The 17,626-nt window shown below is 45.5% G+C and carries 13 protein-coding genes; 2 read left to right on the plus strand and 11 right to left on the minus strand.

The annotated features are described in order from the left end of the window. Positions 1-291: 291 nt before the first annotated feature. On the minus strand, positions 292-2,955 hold the full coding sequence (locus POF51_RS01795; protein ID WP_069845000.1) for an IPT/TIG domain-containing protein: 2,664 nt from the start codon (positions 2,953-2,955) through the stop codon (positions 292-294). Between the two features lie 70 nt (positions 2,956-3,025). Continuing rightward, positions 3,026-3,451, minus strand: a complete 426-nt coding sequence (locus POF51_RS01800; RefSeq protein WP_069845001.1) for a VOC family protein — start codon at positions 3,449-3,451, stop codon at positions 3,026-3,028. Between the two features lie 188 nt (positions 3,452-3,639). On the opposite strand from POF51_RS01800, the gene POF51_RS01805 reads away from it, so the two are divergent. Continuing rightward, positions 3,640-5,697: a LuxR C-terminal-related transcriptional regulator gene (locus POF51_RS01805; RefSeq protein WP_271753506.1), complete on the plus strand. Its 2,058-nt coding sequence runs from the start codon at positions 3,640-3,642 to the stop codon at positions 5,695-5,697. Between the two features lie 46 nt (positions 5,698-5,743). Here POF51_RS01805 and POF51_RS01810 read toward each other — a convergent pair whose 3' ends face one another. The 5 genes from POF51_RS01810 to POF51_RS01830 all read right to left on the minus strand — a co-directional run bounded on the left by POF51_RS01810 (position 5,744) and on the right by POF51_RS01830 (position 12,151). Beyond that, positions 5,744-6,829, minus strand: coding sequence for a serine hydrolase domain-containing protein (locus tag POF51_RS01810; protein ID WP_069845003.1), 1,086 nt, complete (start codon positions 6,827-6,829; stop codon positions 5,744-5,746). After that, a complete protein-coding gene (locus tag POF51_RS01815) occupies positions 6,826-8,262 on the minus strand; it encodes a serine hydrolase domain-containing protein (protein WP_069845004.1) in 1,437 nt (478 codons plus the stop codon). The genes POF51_RS01810 and POF51_RS01815 overlap by 4 nt, the downstream gene beginning before the upstream one ends. A gap of 27 nt (positions 8,263-8,289) precedes the next feature. After that, entirely contained in the window at positions 8,290-9,909 is a 1,620-nt protein-coding gene (locus POF51_RS01820) for an ABC transporter substrate-binding protein (protein ID WP_069845005.1), read from the minus strand. Positions 9,910-10,006: 97 nt separating this feature from the next. Beyond that, positions 10,007-11,029 (minus strand): MerR family transcriptional regulator, encoded by a 1,023-nt coding sequence (locus POF51_RS01825; RefSeq protein WP_069845006.1) that lies wholly within the window; start codon positions 11,027-11,029, stop codon positions 10,007-10,009. Positions 11,030-11,194: 165 nt separating this feature from the next. Further along, positions 11,195-12,151 (minus strand): PLP-dependent cysteine synthase family protein, encoded by a 957-nt coding sequence (locus tag POF51_RS01830; protein WP_069845007.1) that lies wholly within the window; start codon positions 12,149-12,151, stop codon positions 11,195-11,197. A gap of 127 nt (positions 12,152-12,278) precedes the next feature. On the opposite strand from POF51_RS01830, the gene POF51_RS01835 reads away from it, so the two are divergent. Next, positions 12,279-12,836: a helix-turn-helix domain-containing protein gene (locus POF51_RS01835; protein WP_271753512.1), complete on the plus strand. Its 558-nt coding sequence runs from the start codon at positions 12,279-12,281 to the stop codon at positions 12,834-12,836. Positions 12,837-12,897: 61 nt separating this feature from the next. On the opposite strand, the gene POF51_RS01840 is transcribed toward POF51_RS01835, so the two are convergent. From POF51_RS01840 to POF51_RS01855, 4 genes are all read right to left on the minus strand, one after another. After that, positions 12,898-13,830: a D-alanine--D-alanine ligase gene (locus tag POF51_RS01840; RefSeq protein ID WP_069845009.1), complete on the minus strand. Its 933-nt coding sequence runs from the start codon at positions 13,828-13,830 to the stop codon at positions 12,898-12,900. 44 nt (positions 13,831-13,874) lie between these two features. Beyond that, a complete protein-coding gene (locus POF51_RS01845; RefSeq protein ID WP_069845010.1) occupies positions 13,875-15,365 on the minus strand; it encodes an aminotransferase-like domain-containing protein in 1,491 nt (496 codons plus the stop codon). 198 nt (positions 15,366-15,563) lie between these two features. Beyond that, on the minus strand, positions 15,564-15,842 hold the full coding sequence (locus POF51_RS01850; protein ID WP_035291073.1) for an aspartyl-phosphate phosphatase Spo0E family protein: 279 nt from the start codon (positions 15,840-15,842) through the stop codon (positions 15,564-15,566). Positions 15,843-16,152: 310 nt separating this feature from the next. Next, positions 16,153-17,541: a helix-turn-helix domain-containing protein gene (locus tag POF51_RS01855; RefSeq protein ID WP_069845011.1), complete on the minus strand. Its 1,389-nt coding sequence runs from the start codon at positions 17,539-17,541 to the stop codon at positions 16,153-16,155. Positions 17,542-17,626: the final 85 nt, after the last annotated feature.

Below are 17,626 nucleotides of genomic sequence, written 5' to 3' on the forward strand. Positions count from 1 at the left end.
AACAACCTGAGCATGAACACATGGCCATGCGCAAATCGTTTGATGGTGGGCTAATTCCGAAGCATCCAATGATACTCGTTATCCGTCCCAACATATCTATGGGTGAGATCAGGATGATTGAGCAATTCGTCATTACTCACCATCTATGATCAGCTACGGCAACATTATATCACCGGATCTACATGGAAATCCAACTTTTTTTATGGAAGGATTGAGCACATGAAAAAGCTGTCAGGGAACATCAGTTCCTCCGACAGCGTATCTGTGTCAATCATCTTATGATTCTACTGCTTACAGAAGAGGCAAGATTGCGTTTGCGTACGCTTGGGCTCCCTTTTGATTGGGATGACCGATCGAGGCACGCTTGCAAATCTCGAAATCCAAGCCTGTGCACCCTGCTTCTGTGCAGGAGACGAGGCGCTCGGCTGCGATCAGGTCTTGAGGAGTCAGGTCCAAATTGATGCCGAATACATAGGGATCATCCGTCAGCGCCGCATGCTCCGGACCAAAATTCGGATCGGCGAAAAAGATACGCGGTTTATCGAGCTCCGCATTTCTCTCATCGATGGCTTTCCGCAAGTAGACCTTTGATTCTGCTTCAAGCTGGGCACAGCGTTTGTATACCTTTTCCAACTCAGCTGCACCCAGAATTCCTCCGGCTGCACCGCCGCCGACACCTCCGACAATGGCCCCTACGCCAATCAATAGTGCTTCTACCACAGCCATATCGCTCTTTTCAGACACAGGTGGATAATAACCGGTAACGATGACCTTGGCTTGTGTAAATTTATTCGTCACCTCGACCAGCAATTTCTTCATGCTCACAAAGAAATAGTCATAATGTAATTTCCCCAAATCGGCTGGATGGAAAGGATTCAGAACTGTCCGAACATCGACATCGTTCATACCTCCATCCAAAAGAATCAAATCCACCAAGTCAGCCTCGCCTTTGAAGAACGCACATTGCTGTAGGATCGTTGGGAACGATTTAGGTACCTCGCCGTCTACGGGGGCCACTACATCATCCTTACCCTCTCCAATAATGGCTCCGGAATGAGCGAGTACTTGTGTATATTGCTTGATATTTCCTTCTCTGGCCTGAACGGCTGCACCCACGATGGAATAAAACTTCTCATGCTCCTGCAAGCCTTGCCCCCAGCTCACGGAATCGCCCATCACGAGCATATGGAAAGTTTCTAGGGTCAGTGGAATTTCATTCGAAGGTGTGCCATCGGAAAGCCGCACTTTCAGGGTCACCTGTTCACCCGCTGGATTGCTCTCAACATCGGCCGGTCGAATCAAGGTAAATTCCATTTGCGTCGAGCTTAACATCCGTACATCGGGCATTTCTTGGTTGTTTACCAAGACAAGTGTCCCTTCGGAAAAGCCGCTTCCGTTCACGATCACTTTTTGTCCGGGCCTCACCCGTGTTTTCACTTGATTTTCCTGTTGGGCGGAAATGACTCGTGGATTCACGAAGACGGATGCCTTGTTGGAAAGAGTCATATCTGATTGTCGTACTTGAAGCGTGCGGGAACCCCCTGTCACGAAAGGCAAGACAAAATGGAGCATGGTATCACTTACTACCTGGGTTTTCGTTTCCGTGCCATCGATCAGCACGACATCGGTTTTGGTATAACGACTTCCTTCCAGCGTCACTGTATCACCTGCGAATGCATAGAGCGGAGATACATGGCTAATCGATGGCTCCAAGAGCTTACGTCTGAATTCATCTGCGTCGATGGCTCGAAAGCTGACAGGTTCAGACAATCGGCCTCCCGCATATCCGACACGACCAGCATCGGCAAATGAACCCTGTTCTCCCGGTTGACCTGCTGTTCTTGGCCCTGGACCGCATGCCGTACCGAATTTTCCATTCTTTGTGTCACCCACCGCACCACCCGGTCCGCCTGCTCCAGGATTACCAGGAATTCCTCCTGCCCCCGGGCTGCCTCCCTCAATCGTAATCGCAAAGCCTTGCGAATAATTTTGGATGATCGTTTGTGGCGCGTACAGGGTCAACCGACCACCAGCGCCTCCATTGCCTCCCGGACCTCCGTATCCTGCTGCACCGCCGCGCCCTCCATTTCCACCGGCTCCCGCTCCGGCTTTGCAGAAACCTGCCCAATCCAATTCAGCTGGCTTGCCTTTTCCTCCTCTGCCACCATCTCCACCGTCTTGCCCAGGCCCACCTTGTGTGCCATCTTGCCCTTTCAAGTCAAAATGTGGACGTCCCGCCAGATTGAGGACCCATAATTCGAGTTCAGGAGCAGCAGCGCCGTCGAATCCACGGTCTCCGGGCAATCCATGTGTTCCAGGTGTCCCCGGAATGCCGGAGAGCGTCGAGGACATCGGTGCATCAGGTGGTGTTATTGGTTTTTGGCGTTTGGCCGGAACATAGCGGTAAGGGCGCTCCCATGTAAACGTAACATTTTGTCCGACTGTCAACTTTTCGGCGATGATGATCAAGTAGCGCTGCGGATATTTCAAAATAACATTGGTTCCATCCTCGATATAAATTTCCGATGCGGCCCAATAGGCAGTGTCCACCGATATATTCAAGGCCGAAACAGGAGATGGTACAGCTAATGTAGCCGTCATTTTTTTAGGAAACGGAATGGTTTGCAACAGTTCTGCTTTTCCACTCAACATTTGCAACGTTGGTGAAGATTTAGCTGAGTCGATTCGGTACGCAGACTGAATCATGGTATTCCCACTGACGAGAGTTGGGCTTGGTTTCGTTAATCCCGACTGAGGTACTACCGTCCCACGGATCTTAAGCGACCCCAGACTAGACAGGGATGTAATTCCGAATGACTCCAGCACCGCTTTGTGATACGTCATTCGATCCTGAACCATTTGGGGGGCTGCTTGGAAGGTTGTCGGATTCACAGCCATGGTCGTAATCCCGAGCGTATTTCCCCCTGCATTGAAAGTGTTTGTAGAAGTTGACATTCTTTTTTCCTCTCCCTTATCACAATGAATGAAATAGTTTGTGCGAGCCAGTCTCCATTGCACGGACGAATCATTCTTGGCTTACGCCGAATTCCTCTAACTCCCGAAAGCTGATTTTTCTTCTTTGTGGATGTGGTGTTTCTCCTCGATGCGCCCATATGATCTCCACATGATTGCCTTCCGGATCAAGAAAAGAAAAACGTGCATATTCGCTCTCCACATATGGACCATGTGCCAAAATTCCGTGATCCGTCAGCCTCCTCCACACTTCCTTGAAGTGATCCAACGTATCTACCCAAAATGCCAGATGCACATGATGCGGATTGTTCAGGATGAGCAAATCGTGCCTGCCCGATTGCGGATCAATCGCCAAGCATGCCGTTTCGTCGCTATGGTTCACCACTGCAAGATCAAGTGCGGTTTCATAAAAAGAGGCCAATCTGCGAACATCATGCGCGTATAAGGAAATGTGACCCATGCGGCTTAGCATTGACATGTTCCCTCCATCCTTTCGTATTGACTCGCCTGTTTCATCCTAACACCGACTATACGGGGCTCGATATTACTCGAAAGGATACATCCAAAAGGATACCCGTGCGATAAATATGAGTACCCAGTATAAAAGAAGCGTAGTAAAATCGTAGGAAGAAAAAGGAAAAACCTTGTGATGGAGCAGGTGATGCTATGAATTATCAGGATAGCCTTGAAGAGCTGGAAAGTCGTCTGTTGGTAGGAAGAACCGAGGAAGTCCTTCATTTTTTGAAGTTGCTTGCGGATGAGCGGCGCTCCAAAAAAATCATGAATCTCTTCGGAACCGCAGGCGTAGGAAAAAGCTATTTGCTCGACGAGCTCAGGCGGCAAGCTCATCTGCGGCAAGCAGCTACTCTCTCTTTGGACAGCGAGCAATTTTGGCACACGCCCTCTGATTTTTGCCTGCATATTTTGCAGGCATTGCATGTCTATCATAAGGGAGAAGAGCAGCATCCATCCCAATTGTTGGAGGAATGCGTTTCGAAGCTGAATGAAAAAGCGGCCGATCAAAGACTCGTCCTCTTTCTCGACATTTACGAGAACTTGGACGGCTTGGACCATTGGTTGCGCGAATATTTTTTCAAACGATTAAGCGCGAATATCCTGATCGTGATCGCAGGGAGGCATCCGCTGTCTGAAGCTTGGCTTCTTTCGCCCGGTTGGCGGCACTTCATCAGTAGGGTCCCTTTATCCCATCTTCCTTACGATGCTGTCGAGCGGTATGCGCATTACTGTCACATTTTTGAACCGACTATCATCCAAGAAATGTGGCGGCGCTCCAAAGGGCATCCCCTTACCCTGTCATTGCTGTCCTTTACCTTGCAGCCGAAAGATCAGGAAGGAAACGGGGCTTTTCATGAGGAAATGGACACGCTGCCGTTTGTCGTAAGCCAATGGCTGCGCGAAGTTCCTGGCGAGCATTTGCGTCCTCTCGTGGAAGCAGCAGCCGTATTGCGACACTTTAATCAGGATAATCTGTCTTTTTTATTAAAAAGGGAAATCACCGCGTCCGAGTTTTTCCAATTGATCCGATTTTCGTTTGTACGGAAAGTGGACAGCGGCTGGACGATTCATTCCTTGATGAGAGAATCTATTGCCCAGGATATGCGGGCACGGACTCCGCTTCATTTTGCAGATTTGCAAAAGCGGGCCGTTCACTACTATTATGAGAAGTTCACCAAGTCAGCTCATTCGGTCCGTACACCAGAAGCTTTAGAGCTTACCTTCTTTTTAGGTGACGCACTCATCCGAGCCTTTTTAAATTGGTTCGACCCATTACCCAAACCGTTCGAATCAATCCACACTGGTCATCTGGAAGAACTACTGGAGTATATCCGCAATCAGCGGCACTGTCCCTCCCCTAAAACGATCAAGCTATTTGATCCGCACACGAACCTACATTTTGATTTTCACCTGACAGCGGAGCAAACCTTGTACCCATTGAATTGGCTTGATCATGACCGTCTATTCTCGCTGGGATACGACGTGCTTCGCGTTTTGCGCAATGATAACGGAGCGATCTCGGCACTTGCTGCAGTTGTTCCCATCAACGAAAAAACCCTTCCTTACTTGATGGAACATTCCGGTTCTCGTTCCTATTTCACTGCTCTATCCAAACAAGAGCTAGAACGGTTTCGCGTGCCGGAACACACACGGGCTGGCTGGTTCATCCACACCATTCATCAAGATGATTACGAGGATGTTTCCCAACATACAGCTATTGGCCATATGTTGCACGGTTTGATGTTCTCCGGAGAGTTTTTGTTGTGTTCACCTTCACCATTTCCTTTTTTCAAAGCTGCCCACGAAAGTTTGGGGTTTGATATAGCCGATTTCGCCACCCACACCAACTATGACGGAGTAACACCCACCCTCGTATTTTTCCGTGATACGCAAGGCGAGCATCTTCCCGCTTATTTGCAAAAACTGCTTAAACGATCCGGATTGGATGCGGATTTTCGCTTGGAAGAAGAAGCGACTCCAGCTGCTGCTCCACCGACATCACCTGGCATAGTCACAACGATAGAAATGAGTACGCTGACGGCACGAGAACAGGAAGTAGCCAGCCTTGTGCTGGAGGGATTGACGAATGCGGAAATCGCTGCCCGCTTGTATTTGAGCGAAGTCACAGTGAAAAAACATTTGAAATCGATCTTTGACAAGATGGATGTCAGCAACCGGACACAGTTGGTGAAAAAAATGCTTGTGTAGGACGAAAAAAGAGGAACCGTCGATGGCGGCTCCTCTTATTAAATGGCTACGGAATGTCATATGGTCGTTCAAATAAAATATTCTCGATTGCCTCTACAGCCTTTTCTGTCAAATCACGTTCCTGATCCACGTTTGTAAGATAAATAATCGTTTTATCTGTTTGAATATATCGTATCAAGTAGCTTCGATACCCCGGCCAGCCTCCACTGTGATGCACGACTTTTCCTGTCACCTGATTATCACGCAGCCGCCAGCCATAACCATAATTTGATAAATTGTTGTCAGTAAGCTGAACGGGGGAAAACGCTCTCTCTAGCGTTTCTTTTTTTACCAGCTTTTCTGTGTAAAGAGCTCTGTCCCACTTACGCAAGTCATCCAGTGTTGAACTGACCGCGCCGTCTCCCTGAATGCCATCCAGATAAATGACAAAATCGTGCTCACTTGAATCATCCGGTAACACAAATGCTTCAGATTGAGCAGAATACACGTATCCATACGCGTAATGCTGGATCAACTCAGGCGAATATCTTCGGTTGTACACTTTCGTATGCTGCATACCTAGTGGTTGAAATATCTGTTGCTGCAAGAAATCGGCAAATTGTGTATCAGCTACGTGTTCTACGATAGATGCTAATAAAGCATAGCCGGTATTACTGTACGCATACTTTTCATTGGGTTGAAACAAGACGTTGGGTCGATGCTTGATTAGCTGATCGAGTATGTCTTGATTCGTAGCCACTTGCGTTTTATCCCAATATTGCGAAAACAACTCCATGTAATCAGGCAACCCGGATGTGTGTACGAGTAGATTCTCTACAGTCATATCGGCATAAGGAAAATCTGGAAGAAGGTCGTCAACTTTATCTGAATAGTCGAGCTTCCCTTGCTCTTGCAAGATCATGATTGCCATTGCTGTAAACGCCTTGGAAACCGATGCGAGTTCAAATACCGAATCTGGTGACAATCTTTCAGCCGTTTCCAGATTGGCCAATCCTATGGAATTTTGATAATAAGGTTTCCCTTCTTCCAAAATCAAGATGTTACCGCTCCAATTGTTTTGTTCGGCAAGCGTAGAAAAAAGCTCATCAAGCTGGCGGCATCTCGCATCGCTTACATTGGCTTGTTGGGTCATTTTTCGTTTCCCCCACTCGTTTTATAAAATTGTCTTCCCGCAAAAGACACTCGAACAATCTCATGATTTCTCAATCTGATAAACCGTGCCGAGAAATCTGTTCCAAACGCCTGTACTACAAAGAGATCTTCAGCAAATGGTCTCATTACGTAATTTTCTCCCAAAAAGGAGAGCATCAGTTGACCATTTTCTAATCTGATCGGCAATGTCCCCAACTCACTCGATTGATAATCCCCCACGAATTGATTCATAGCTTCCTCGGTTAGAAAATCAATCTTGCTAACCAGATGAGAGGTTTCAGGAGGGCGGTTTTCCAGACTATTTAGCGCACCCAACATTACCGCCAAAACCGGCGACAATTCTAGATTGGACAGTGCCACTCCGGCCAGTCCTGTTTCGGGAAAGAAGCACATTTGAGCCGTAACCCCTTTAATACCACCACTATGTTCAACTAACTTTTTCCCGTAGTAGTCAGAAGTTATGAGCAAGCCGTACCCGTAAAATTGACCAGGTACCAAGTCAGTCGGAAAGTAAGGGGTAATCATGAGTTGTACACTCTCAGGTGTCAGGATACGATTTTCTCCTGCTGTAAGCCCACCTTTGCAGAACATGTCCGTATATCGCAACATATCCCGCACCGTTGATTTTATAAATCCTGCCGCCCGAGAAGTGGGAGTATCCCACCAATTCGGAGATGGGACCACTTCCTTGTGATCGCCTCTGTCTCGCATGATATAAAGATTAGTAATATTCTCATAGCCATTCAGCTCTTCCAGAAAAAAGCTCGTGTGCTCCATCCCGATTGGATCTATGATATGCTCCTTGACATAAGTCTCATACGACTTCCCGCTGACGCGTTCAATGATCGCTCCCAGCAAGGCAAAACAATCATTGGAATAACTGAACTCTGTACCCGGTGGCCCTAAAAGCTCTAAATCTAATGTAGCGATAACACTCATCAGGTCTTCGTACGTATCGATTGGTACCGTAACATCTGTCTCGTTTTGCAGAAATGGATAGTCTTCTGCCTCATTCTCTTCCAAACTTCGCATCACACTTGCAAAAAACGTTGGCAAGGGAGGAATCCCACTCGTATTCGTCATAAAATGATGAATCGTAATTTGTCCCACATCATTATTTTTCAGTCGAAACTCCGGCAAGTATTTGACAACAGGGTCATGTACGGATAACTTACCAGCTTCTTGTAATTGCATGACCGCCACACAAGTAAAGGATTTTGTGATGGATCCAATTCCAAATACCGTATCGACTGTAACTCCTAACTGCCGTTCCACATCACGGAAGCCAAATCCGTTACTATAGAAGATTTGACCATCTTTTGCTATTCCCATAGAAACACCAGGAACCTGACCTTTTGTTATCCATTTTTGAGCGTATTTTTCAAAAGACTCAATCCATCCGTTATTTGGCATGCGCTTCTCTCCTTTGTTGACATGTAGTTAGTTCTCGATCCAGCTGTCATTATATGTTGGCATGACAGATGTCCACTTGACTCCTTTTACTCGAGAATTGATGACAGTAAAGGCCTTATCGTAATAGATAGGGACAACATACGCTTGCTCAATCAGATGCTTCTGTACATCCATATACACTTGCTTTCTGGCATCAGTCTGCATGGTAGTACGCCCTTTCAAAAGGAGGGCATCCAGCTTGTCATCTTGTACACCAGACAGGTTGTAGGCACCGCTGGAATGAAAATAAAAGTATAAAATATCAGGGTCATCATAGGCGCCCGATATCAACGTTACATCAAAATTTCCTTTGACGACTTCCTGCATGTACCCTGCTATTTCTAGATTCTGAATCTTCATGTTGATACCCGCTTCTCCCAGCATGGCTTGAAGCAATTGGGCTTCTTTGTCTAGATCTGCGGTACTCAGAAAATTCAGACTAAATGTTTTTCCGTCCTTTTCTCTCACACCACTTCCGTTTACTTTCCAACCAGCCTCGTCCAACAGCTTCTTTGCTTCGTTCACATTATACTGGTACCCGTACTTCTCTAAGGATTTGTCATACCCTAGCGTAGATGGAGATAACGGCGTATGGGCTACTTCGCCTTCTCCCTGCGTAACAGCTTGGACAATGGCTTCTTTATTGACGAGCATATTAATTGCTTTACGTACCTGAATATCCTGGAACTCCGGTCTTGTCAGATTCATTTCCAACATTAAACCCACTCCAGGACGTAAGTATTCCAACACTTGATATTTCGGATTATTCCGATAACGATTCGCGTCTTTCACAGGTACTTCCGTTGCTACATCGATAGCACCACTCTCTAGCGCTGACATTCTGAGCTGGCTGTCAGCAATTGCTTTTATGATAAGTTTGTTGGCTCTAGGAGGACCTAGGTTTTCATAATATGGCTCTCCCCACTGAAAGGCTTCATTTCTAACATAGGTGACACCTTCGCCTGTTTTCCAGCTCTCAAGCTTCCAAGGCCCTACTCCCACAGGATTCCGGCCATAGCTCTCTCCAGCCTTTTCAATCGCTTTCAACGATAACGGCTGCGTTAAATAATTCCCTAGCGCATCGCGAAAGGCAGCATAGGGTTCTTGTAGTTCCAAAACGAGAGTCTGATCGTCTGGCGCTTTCACACTTTTTATTGGAGCCATTAATTCAGCAGCTGTTTTTGCTTTTGTCTGCGGATTGAGAGCACGATCGAAGGTTTCCTTAAAACTTTTTGCAGTAAGAGGTGTCCCATCGTGAAAGGTAATCCCGGAACGAATCGTGAAGGTCCACGTTTTGCCATCCTCAGAAATTTTATAGTCACTAGCAAGAGAGGGCTTGTATTCGTTTGTGGCAGGATCCTTATATAGCAGTGATCCACCGAACAACCAGGTATAGACCCCAGCAGATGCAACAGACATGTGAGCATCTAACGTATCCGGTTCAAAGGGGTACGCTACAGTAATCGTTCCGCCTGTTTTGGGTTCAGCACCCTCCTGCTGCTCGGCTGGCACAGTTGTTTGCGTGCTGCAACCAACCACCAAGAACATACATAGAATGACAAATCCCCGCCAAAAGACACTGTACGTTTTTCGCTTGTTTTTCTTCATATGTCAGCATGCCACCTCCTTCCTTTTTCTTTTTGAAAGAGCTTCCGATGATGACAGATGATTTCACCTCCTTCGCAAGCTGTAACAAAGAGTACCTTTACTCTTTATCCATTTGTTGAAGTTTCCACTGTAATGCTTGGTAGAATAATTCATTTGTTTTCATATACGATTGCAGACTAGGATACAGGATTGAGCAAATTCTTCTGAAACGTTCGAGATTTTCTGATTGGCTTGAAAGCATCTTTTCAGCAAACCGACGGAAAAATGACTGCGAGACAGGGAGTTCGTCAACATCGGCAAACATCAAGACATACTCTTGAACATTCGCCTGTACGACAGGACTGTCTGGAGTTGCATGTTGCTCAGCTGCTTTTAACAACTGTTTAAGGTTTTTAAGCATTCTGGCGCTCCACATCTCCACACTGATCTTAGGCAGGTGAACTATTTCTAGGAAGGACATGACATCTTGCTTCATCTCCCGGACAATCTCTGGATCATTAAACATTTCCTCCACCTCATCTAATGCAGCCGTTTGTGCTGCCGAAAGCTTTCCTTCCAGCAACGAGGAGACGTTAACCCCTAATAAAAATATCTCTCGCCATTCAACCGGGAATTGTTCAGGAAAAACGGACGAAATCATTTTTTCCAAAACAAACTTTTCTCGTTCCAATGCATCTGTAGAAATTGATTCAATTAAATCGTGCATATAGCTCAAAGAATCACTGTTACCCTTACTCTGCTTTGTTTGTTCCAAAATGGATTTCATGCTGGCAAGAGTACGCATTTGGATGTCCAAAGCTTCGATTTGCCATTCTATCGCCATATCAACAGGTATATCCCCAGCTAACATTCTCTTAATCTCATCAATACCAAAGTTTAAATAGCGAAGGGTTAGGATCAGTTTTAACCGCCAGATTTCCTCTGCCGTATACATGCGATGACCTCCAGAAGTTATCTCAGCAGGTGAAAGCAGGCCGATCTCGTCATAATAACGAACAGTGGGTACAGAAGAACCTGTCATTTTCGCCACTTGTCCGATGAAGAACTTCACGTCCTTCATTGTTCGATCAGTTTGTTGATTTTGTGTGGTGTCTAATCTGTTCCTCGCCTTTCCGTGCACGTGACAACACCCCCTAGCCAATTATAAAACCTCTAGTAACTTGAGATTCAAGAGGCAATATGCCAACTGATGATCATGCGTTCACCGTCGTGTAATTTGAACATGAAAAAGCCAGGTGGTTGTTGACACTTGGCTTCATAAACTCGCATGATTGGACGGTTGAAGTTATTCATAGAGATCTGTGCTTAAATATTTGAGACCTGAATCATTAATCGTTAGCACAATATTGGCCCCTTTTTCTTTCCCTTTCAAAAGCTGTAAGGCAGCCGCAACATTTGCTCCCGAAGAAAATCCTGCGAATATTCCTTCTTTTCTTGCCAGTTCTCTAGCAACTTGTGTCGCTTCTTCATCTGTAACATGGATGTAGTCTGTAACGAAGTTCTTATCCAGAAGAGGTAAATCCATGGAATATCCCCCACCTTGGATCTTGTGATTGAGGTTAGTAGCAGCTTTACCAGAGTAGAACGGTGCGGTGTAAGGTTCAACTAAATAACAACGAATGTTGGGATTATACTTTTTTAACGTTTTTGCACAACCAGTAAAAGTGCCACCAGAACCAGCAAAATCAAGGAAAACGTCTACTTTTCCATTCGTTTGTTTCCAAATTTCTTCCCCCGTGTGAAATTCATGAGCATGAAGATTGCCAATGTGATGAAATTGGTCAGCACGAAACGCATTTCTTTCTTTTGTGATTTGCTGAGCTACTTCTTCCACTTTAGCAAGGTCTTCACCAGAAACTTGCCCTACAGGGGAACCAGGCGCTTGGTCTACTAAAACAACTTCTGCTCCGAGCGCTTGCATCATCCTCGCTCTTTCCTTTGAATTTCCTTTTGACATAACAGCAACGAATTTATACCCTTTGACTCCGCAAACAATCGCAAGCCCAGTCCCTGTATTGCCACTCGTTAATTCCACAACGGTGTCATTCGGTTCTAGTATTCCAGCCTCCTCAGCCTCTTCAATAATCTGCAAAGCGATTCTATCCTTCTTGCTAAAGCCTGGATTTACATATTCCAATTTGGCGAAAATATTTCCAGTGAGATTTTCCGTTAGCCTAGAAAGATGAACCATGGGAGTGTTACCAATCGCTTGATGAACGCCTGATAAAATCGTGTTCTCCATAGACATAGCGCCTCTTTTCGTATATTTTGGACTATATAGTGTCTGCTTCAAACTATATATAGCTCGATTGTAAAGTATAACGTACATACGTGCAATATAACGTCCAAACTCTATGGAGGGCATTTTGATGGAAGAATTTAACGCGAATATCGGAGAGAACATAAAGCGTATTCGGAAGGAAAGAAACTTGAGCTTGGATAAAACTTCTGAATTAACAGGAGTTAGCAAAACGATGTTAGGACAAATTGAAAGAGGCAAGTCTGCTCCAACAATCACAACCCTTTGGAAAATAGCTAGTGGGTTGCGCTTATCCTTTTCTTCACTCGTTAGTCAATACAAGCCGAATGTTACGATCGTAAAAAAGAAGGAAGTAAATCCGATTATTGAAAATAACGGACAGTATCGTGTATATCCGCTGGTACCGTACAATCCAGAACAACAGTTTGAGATCTTCTCGGTAACCCTTGAACCAGGATGCGAGCATATAGCAGAACCACATTCAACAGGGGTTGAGGAATTCATTCTCGTAAATGAAGGCACGCTAGAGGTTGTTGTCAATGAACAAGTTTATATAGTTGAGCCTGAGGATACTCTTATTTTTAAAGCAGACAGGCCTCACATTTATCGAAACAACGGAGATCGGATCGTAAAGTGTTCCGTAGTCATTCACTACTCCAGTCAATGAAAACAAAGAGAAACCCCACTACATGTAGGGTTTCTCTTCCGTTAGATCACTAGCATATTTGCTATCCGTTAGCATTGTTCCCCCATTCCTGTTTCCTCTCATGGAGCGAGCTCGCAATAATACGGTCAAGCAGTTGTGTAAAAGTCATACCTGCTGCAGCTGCACTCTTTGGAAACAGGCTGTTGGCAGTCATCCCCGGTAAGGTGTTCACTTCTAGCACGTAAGGCATATCCTCACACAAAATCATATCGACCCTTGCATAGACCTTGCACTGCAGTAGTCGGTAGCTCGCGAGCGCCGCCTCGCGCACACGCTGCTGAGTAACAGGAGGAAGCTCGATTATCTTTTCCTCCGCACCGCCGTCTTCATATTTCGCTCGGTAGTCGAACCACTCTGAATGCGCGGAGCGAATGCCGATAATCGGTAGTACCTCGCCATCCAGAATCGCGCAGGTAAGCTCCGTCCCTTTCAAATAGGTCTCAATTAAGATTCCCTGATCCAAATGGCTGGCTTCCTGAACTGCTGACAGCAGCTCCTTCTCATTATGCACGAGCTGGACACCAATACTGGATCCTCCCATGTTCGGCTTCACAATCACCGGGTAACTCAATTGCTCTACCGCCTGAGGATCATAAACATCCTTCCAGTAAAGTCCTGCAGGCGTTTGAATGCCTGCCTCTTTCAGCAGCATTTTGGACAGTTGCTTATTCATACATAGGCTGCTTGCCAGGACACCGCTTCCTGTATATGGAATACCCAGTGTCTCCAACGCTCCCTGTACCGTGCCATCCTCGCCATATTGGCCATGTAGCGCCAATAGCGCGAAATCGATGCCTGCCTGCTGAACCTGTGTGATTAAATCCGCTCTCTGCGTAACGACAATGGGAACTGCCTCATAGCGACTGCGATCCAAATGATTGATCATCTCTTGGCCAGTCTTCAGAGAAACCTCACGCTCAGAAGAAATACCACCCATAATAACGCCTATCTTCATGATGACACCTCATTTTTTTCAAATGGTTGTGCGGTTTGTAATCGTTATGTCTCAAGAAAGTGACGCGCCTGTTTGCCGATGATCTGAATCCCCCGCTCGATATTTTCATCCGTTACTCGTGAAAAACCAAGTCGCAACGTATTCGTCCCTGTTCCTTCTTGAATAAAAAATTTGTCCCCCGGTGTAAAAATGACACCGTGCTCTGTACAAGCTTCTAGCAGTTGGCGTGTATTTACCGCTATCGGAAAGGTAAGAAACAAATGCAAGCCCCCGTCGCCAGACAGTTGCGCCTCGGGGAGATGTGCTTCACAGCATGCCTTCGTCAGCTCATATTTGCGCTTATATTCCATGCGGGCTTTTTTTACATATTTATCAAAGTTTCCGTTCAGCAAATATTGATATAAGATCGATTGATCGATGGTAGATGTATGAATGGTGCGTGCACGCTTAATGCTTTCGAGGTTGTCGATCAGCGCCCTGTCTCCAAGCACCCAGCCCACTCGTAATCCAGGGAACAGTACCTTGGAGAAGCTACCAATATAGATGACTCCGTTCCCTTTTCCTGCTGTGGCGATTAATGGCGCAACATGCGCTCCCGAGTAGCGCAGCTCTTCATTGAATCCATCCTCGATCACCGGAATCTGATAGCGCATCAGTAATTTCATTACGGCACTGCGCTTCGCTGGCGACATGACAATGCCTGTCGGATTGTGATAGGAAGGAGTCAAATAGGCCAGATCGAAGCTGTTTGTCTGTTTCCGCAATACAGCCTCGAGCTGCTCCACATCTATACCATCACTCTCCATCGGAATGCCAGTAATCTCAAATCCTTGCAGCTTCAAATTCTTGATCGCAGTATGATGGGTCGGATTTTCACAGATGGCTGCCCCACGGCGAACAGAAGGGCGCAGTGCCGACAACACTATGTCAAAACCTTCTGTAAACCCGCTTGTAATCAGCATATCCTTGCCGCTTACATCGACGCCCTTATTCTCCATATAACGCATCAAGTAATCAATTAATGGCTTGTAACCCTTGGCATAGCCGTAGTTGAGCAGCACCTGTCCTTCGATTGCCATTCGATCCATAAAGGCTCTCTTTACATCCCCCAGATCAAACAACTGTTCATCCGGCGCGATGCTTGTAAAAGAAATGATTCCTTTTTTGGCGCGAATGCCCTGCTTCATCATGTCCAGCTCTGCAGCGGATACAGCATATTCGTTCATTCGTGCCTTCCAGTCAATCTGCCAAGAGGCGGAACTGTCAGCTCCTCCTTTATCCACAGCCAAAAGGCCCTCCATAGCGGTAACATAGCTGCCTTTGCCGGGAATCGCATACGCAAATCCGTCATCCTCTAGGCCTTCATAGGCTGCAATCACCGAATTGCGACTCACCTTTAGCAGACTGCTCATTTCCCGTGTGGAGGGCAGCTTTTGATCCGCCTGAAGCGCGCCTTTGATTATTAAACGTTTGACGTATTCTTTCACTTGTATCGCGACTGGACGGTCACCAACAAGCTTGAAATCCTGGAACATCCTTCATCGCCCCCGTCTATAATGATGGCATGGGAGACGAGAGAAAAAAAGAACCACCGCACTGGATTTTTCATCCTTCGGTGGTTCTTCGGTAGCAATCAGCATCCACCCAGCGGTAAAAATGAATGTAAAAAAGAACCCATTTATCTTAAGGGTTCCTCTTTTGTAGTCATTTTTAGTAGGCCGATAGTGAATCCTTCACCAGATGCTATCCGCTTTATGGTTGTTTTGCGCCATTACAATATATTTGTCCAATTGCTGGCTTACACCCAAAACTACGTCACTTGAAAGTCCATGTTTTCCTGCCAATTCAATCATTTGCTGTCGTAGTTGTTCGATGCTTGTTTCTAGATCTAAGTGGTGGCGACTTGCTTCTATTCCCGCGCCCCAGATCTTACTCTTGCTTTTCGGGGATGTTCCTGGGTGCACAAGAACGTCCCTTTCTAATGAACTTGCGGTAGCCTTTATGTTAAGCACCTCCTATGATTTACAAAATATGACAATAATAACTATAAATGAATATGCAAGAATTCACCGACTAAGAAAAAATTGAATAGAAAAAAACATCCTATCGAAAGGATGTTTTTTGTTTGTCTTATCAACTCTTTCTAAAAATCTGCACCATGCTGATAATTAACAACGTGTGGTGTGCCAGACTTTTGGGGTTCGTAAACGATGCCACTGCTAAGCCCAAACGTTAGAAGAACTGCTAGGAATACATATTTCATTCTTTTTCATCCTCTCTACTTATCATCTTTTTAGTGATTGTTGATACATCATCCTACAACTAGTTTATAAATGTAGCTTCGGCCTTCTTCTCTCCAATTACAATGGCTTGATATTGGAGAATGTGTGATGGCGAGGCAAGATGGCGATATTTTTCAAATAACTGCACACATTGCAGAGCATCATAATGGCGATTCATCAAATCCGATTGAACTAAACAGTGTAGGGTTTCATTGAGTCCACTTTCAATGCGTCCCTTTGTAAAATCATATTTTGCTTTTTGATATCGATATTGGAGGTGCTGAACCATATTAACCAACAATGTTCGTTCATGAAATCTAGCAATATCTTTAGAGAGACGTAATAAAACTTCATCCACGCAAAAATGATATTTATTAGCAGCTTCCATAATCGTAACGAGGCCCGGAAGTATTTCAGCAGGCTGTTCCGCTAGATAGTCGGTATATTCCTTAATGATTTCTTCATTCCCCATTAATACTTCCAGTGTGTAACAATTCGCCTTCGCAAAGACTGCAAACCGCTCAACGATTCTTCTCCCTTCCTCGTCAAGAAGTTCAAACCAATGTAAATCGGCGTATGTTTGTACATATTCTTTGGATTGGGAATAACCGCCTTGCATCTGTAGGACCAAGCCTTTATATAAATAACCCATTCCATAGTAGTAGACGAGCGGACGTTCTGTTTTTATCAACTCTGCCTCTCGATTTTTTCTACGTTTTTGCAGCTCCTCTTGATAGATAATTTTGGAAAGCACTCTTAGCTCATCTGCGTAAGTTTCCGCTTCACTCCATTTTTGCAAAGTGAAACAAACCTTAGCCAAATTAAGTAAAGCGTCTAATTGATCCGTTTCTGGTAATCGCTTTCGATATGGGGAAAAGCGAATAACAGCCTTCTCATTTTCATCAGCATTTGTCCCGAGTATTGCCTGAAATAACCGGTAGTGACTTATCACAAACTGGGTAGAGTAGCTATCTTTCTCGTTCTCAATTACGTACTCATAGAATGGCACCGCCTTTCCCAGTTTCCCATCCTCGTATAATTGCTCTGCCACAGTAAAAAGGATGGAGATATTTTTGGGATTCTCCAGCAATTGGGAGGCAACTGCTTCAATGCAATCCTTTCGTCCATTCTCGGCGCTTCGAATTAAGTAAGGTATCAATCGGGGGCGCGAGATTTTCCCTTCATATAAACATTCATCGGGGTATAATTCATACAACCAGCCAGGCTCGTAGTCAAACACGGCAGCGAGTGCGTCTAATTGACCAATGGTGATAGCCCGAGGCGGGTTTCCATTTAGAATCTCGCTCAATGTTCCCGGATTAATTCCAGTTAGATCCCCTAGTTTGCTCAAAGTATAACCGCGCGCTCGCCGATGTTGTTCGATTTCTGACCGCAGCGACTGGTGCATTGTCCCTAGCAGTCCCCCCATAATGGATCACCCTCTTATTTTTCCTTTATTTTACAATCAAATCATTTATTATGGAAGGTGCACGAAATATTTCTTTATCATTTTA

This window comes from Brevibacillus sp. AG, from assembly GCF_028369215.1.
Taxonomy (GTDB): domain Bacteria; phylum Bacillota; class Bacilli; order Brevibacillales; family Brevibacillaceae; genus Brevibacillus; species Brevibacillus porteri.